At 71.2% G+C, this 3,779-nt stretch carries 3 protein-coding genes; all 3 read right to left on the reverse strand.

Features of this window, described 5'->3' with window-relative positions; genetic code table 11:
- Positions 1–1,470, reverse strand: a 1,470-nt coding sequence (locus tag FFS27_RS30115) for a BatD family protein (protein ID WP_137952423.1), incomplete at its 3' end; no start/stop codon positions are given.
- A complete protein-coding gene (locus tag FFS27_RS30120) occupies positions 1,467–3,227 on the reverse strand; it encodes a VWA domain-containing protein (RefSeq protein ID WP_137952424.1) in 1,761 nt (586 codons plus the stop codon). The genes FFS27_RS30115 and FFS27_RS30120, both read right to left, overlap by 4 nt.
- A partial coding sequence (locus FFS27_RS30125; RefSeq protein ID WP_137952425.1) for a VWA domain-containing protein occupies positions 3,224–3,779 on the reverse strand: 556 nt, incomplete at its 5' end. The genes FFS27_RS30120 and FFS27_RS30125, both read right to left, overlap by 4 nt.

The following is a 3,779-nucleotide window of genomic DNA, read 5'->3' on the forward strand; positions in this document are numbered from 1 at the left end:
CAGCGGTACGAAGCGGGCCGCCATGTCGGCCAGGGTATCGGGTTGCTGACGAGCCCAGGCGTCTAGGGCCTGGCGGGTCGCCTGGGGATCGTTGGCCAGGCAGGCGCGGCGCAGCTCGTCGAGCAGGCTGCGGCTGCTCGGGCCGTTGGCTGCGGCGCGGATCACCGCCGGCAGCTGGCGGGCGCGCCACCAGAGGCCGAAGCCGAGCAGGGTGGTCAGGGCCAGCACGGCGGTAGCCAGTTGCCAGGGCCAGAGCGTCGGCTCCAGGCGTTCGCCGAGCGGCAGCGCCGCCGCCGGCGGCTCCGCCTCGGCCTGCGGCGCGGCGGCCACTTCCAGGGTGCGCGGTGGCAGGCTGGTGCGCTCCAGGCGGTCTTCGCGGGTGTTCCACCAGACCACTTCGAGCGCCGGCAACTCGATGCGCCCGGCCTGCTCGGGCACCAGCGCCTCGCGTTCCTCGCGACTGCCGATGAGGCCCTGGTCGGTGCTCTGGTCGGCCAACTGCGGTTGGTCCGGGTAGCGCCGCAGGCCTTGCACGTCGGGCAGCGGCAACGGCGGAAGCTGGGTGCCGGAAAGCCCCTCGACCTTCAGCAGCACATTGCGCGTCAGCGATTCGCCGACCTGCGCCTGCTCCGGCTGCGGGCTCCAGCTTTCGCTGATGCTCAGCGCGCGGGCCGGCATCCAGGGCGCGTCGGCCGGATAGTCGGCAGGCTTGGGCCGGACCTGCAGCGGGATGCTCGGCGAAGTCACCCGCATCTGCCGGCCGGGGCGCGGGCCGAAGGGGTTGTAGTCGTCGCTGCCACGGTCGACCAGGGTCGCGCTGAAGGCTTGCGCAGGAATCTCCAGGGTGCCGCTCTTCTGCGGGAAGATCGCGTAGCGCACCTCGATCACGCCGTGGCGGATGCCGTTGATCTCCTTCTCGTAGGTACGCGCCTCGCCGAGCTGTTCGACCTTCGCGTCGTTCATCGCCAGCGGGGTCAGGCTGCTGTCGTCGTATAGCGACACCGAGTGGTAGATGCGCAGGGTGAGGATCGCCTGGGCCTGCACGTAGACCGTCTCCTGGTCGACGCTGGCATCGATGAAGACCGGCGCCAGCTTGCTGCTCTTGGCGCGGTCGCGCGCCTCCAGTACGTGCAGCCTGATCGGCTGGGTGCTGCTGGCGCCGAGGCTGATCGGCGGGATCGCCACGTAGCCGCTCTGCTTCGGCAGGAGGGTGACGATCCAGCGGGTAGTGGCCTGGGCCCGGCCGTTCTGCGTGGCGAGACGGTTGACCTGGCGCGTGCCGAGGACCTCGAAGAGGGCGTCCAGCGGGCTCAGGTCGGGCTTGCCGAAGAGGGTCGGGTCGTCCGATTCCAGCGTCAGTTCGACGCTTTCCCCTTCGGTCAGGCGGGCGCGGTCGACGCTGGCGCTGAAGCTGGCGTGGGCGGAGACGCAGAGGAGCGCGAGAAGCAGGCTGCAGAACAGGCGGATCATGGCGTGGCTTCCTGGCGTTGCTGCTGTTGGTACCAGAACTTGCGCCGCAGCAACTCGGCGGGATCGTCGGGAATCTGTCGCAGCCATTGCTCGAGGGCCTGGCGACGTTCGTCGTCGAGTCCGTCGTCGGCTTCCTCGTCGCCCGTCCGCTCGTCCTCGGCGTCGGGCTGCGGCTGCGCTTGGCCGGGTGCTCCGGCGGTCTTCTCGCCTTCGTCTTCCGGCAGGCTGGTCGAGGGCGCCGCGGCCTGGGCCTTCTGCGCATCGACGGTCGCCGCATCGCGCGGCGGCCGCTGGCTGCTTCCGGATGGCGGGCTCTGCTGGCTCGCTTCCTGGCGCTGTTCCTTGTTCTCGCCGGCCTGCTGCTGCGCCGCCTGTTCCTGGCGCTGGCGCAGCAGTTCCTCGACCAGGGCCTTGTTGCGTTGCGCGGCGACCAGTTGCGGCTGGCGCTCCAGGGCTTGTTCGTAGGCGTCGACGGCGGCTTCCAGTTCGCCCTGGCGGGCCAGGGCGTTGCCACGGTTGTAGTGATCGTCGGCCTGGTCGCCCTGGGCGAAGGCCTGGGCCGCGGCTGCGTAGTCGCGGGCCTGGTAGAGCGACAGGCCTTTCCAGCGGAAGTCCTCGAAGCGCTTCGCCGCCTCGTCCGCCTGGCCCCGTTGCAACAGGCGCTGGCCTTGCTGGTCCGGACGCAGCCAGAGGTCTTCGAACTGGAAGGCCATGGCCGGTTGCGGCAGGCTCAGCATCAACAGCGGCAGGCAGAACAGCCAGCCGCGCCGTCCGGCACAGGCGGCCAGCAGGAGCAGCGGCAGGAGCAGCCAGTAACCCTGGTCGGCCCAGCGCTGCAGGCGCAGCAGGGCGTTCTCGCGGTCTTCCTCCAGCGTGCCGCCGCGGGCCAGCAGGCCGAGGCTGTCGAGGTCGCGGTCGTTCGGCCGCAGGCGCTGGTAGCCGGCGCCGATCTCCGCGGCGAAGCGGCGCAGCCCGCTTTCGTCGAGCCTGGGCAGGAGGATGCCGCCCTGGTCGTCCTTGAGGAAGCTGCCATCCTCCTGCTGCACCGGAGCGCCCTTCGGCGTGCCGACGCCGAGCACGGCGAGGCGCGCCGTCCGGTGCTCGAGGGCGCTGCGGATGCCCTGGCGCTCGGGTTCGCTCAGCCCGCTGGTCAGCAGCAGCCGGCGGCCGCGGCCCTGGGCGCCCTGTTCCAGCAGGTCGAGGGCCTGGCGCACCGCGAGGTCGGCGCGCTGGCCGGGCTCGGGCATGATCGAAGGTTTCAGGGCGTCGAGCAGGTTGCGCGCGGTGAGCTGGTCGTCCGACAGCGGCACCAGGGTATGCGCGCTGCCGGCGTAGACGACGATCGCGGTCTGCGCGTCGTTGCGCGTGCGAAGCAGGTCGAGCAGCTTGCGCCGGGCCTGTTCCAGGCGGGTCGGCGACAGGTCGCCGGCAAGCATCCCGGGAGTCAGCTGGAGGATCGCCACCAGCGGGTCGCTACGCTTCATCGAGGGCTGTTCCAGTTGCTGCCAACTGGGCCCGAGCAAGGCCAGCAGGGCCAGCAGCCAGGCGATGCCGAGGCAGATCCAGGGCATGCGGTTCTGCCGCCCGGCGCCGCCGACCAGCAGCCAGGGCTGGAAGGCCGTCGGCAGCAGCAATTGCCAGCGTCCGGCACGACGCTGGCGATGCAGCAGCTTCCACAGCAACCAGCCAAGCAGCGGCGCCAGCAGCAGCCAGTAGGGGCGCAGCCAGTGCGGCCAGGCGTCCAGCAACAGGTTCATGGTTGCCTCCCGGAACGGCGGCGCGGCCAGGTCCGGTTTTCCCGTGGCCAGAGTTCCAGCGCCACCAGCAGCACGCTCAGGCCGAGGGCGGCGGCCAGCGGCCAACTGTACAGCGCCAGGGCCGGGCGCGCCCGGGTAGTCTGCTGGGCGACCGGTTCGAGGCGGTCGAGGGTCGCGGAAATGCTTTCCAGCTCGGCGCTGGATCGCGCGCGGAAGTATTCGCCGCCAGTGAGCTCGGCGATACCGCGCAGGGTCGGCTCGTCGAGATCGAGCCCCGGGTTGAAGCCGAACAGGCCGGGCACGCCGCCCTGCTGCGGGTCGGCGCCGACGCCGATGGTGTAGATCTTCACCTGTTGCTCGGCGGCCAGTTGCGCGGCGATCTGCGGGGCTATCTGTCCGCCGGTGTTGGCGCCGTCGGTGATCAGCACCAGCACCCGGCTTTCCGCGGGCCGCTGGCGCAGGCGCTTGACCGCCAGGCCGATGGCGTCGCCGATCGCGGTGTTCTTGCCGGCGATGCCGATCTGCGCCTCGTCCAGCCAGACCCGCACGGTG

The sequence above is a fragment of the Pseudomonas sp. 2VD genome (genome assembly GCF_005503585.1).
GTDB classification, from domain to species: domain Bacteria; phylum Pseudomonadota; class Gammaproteobacteria; order Pseudomonadales; family Pseudomonadaceae; genus Pseudomonas; species Pseudomonas aeruginosa.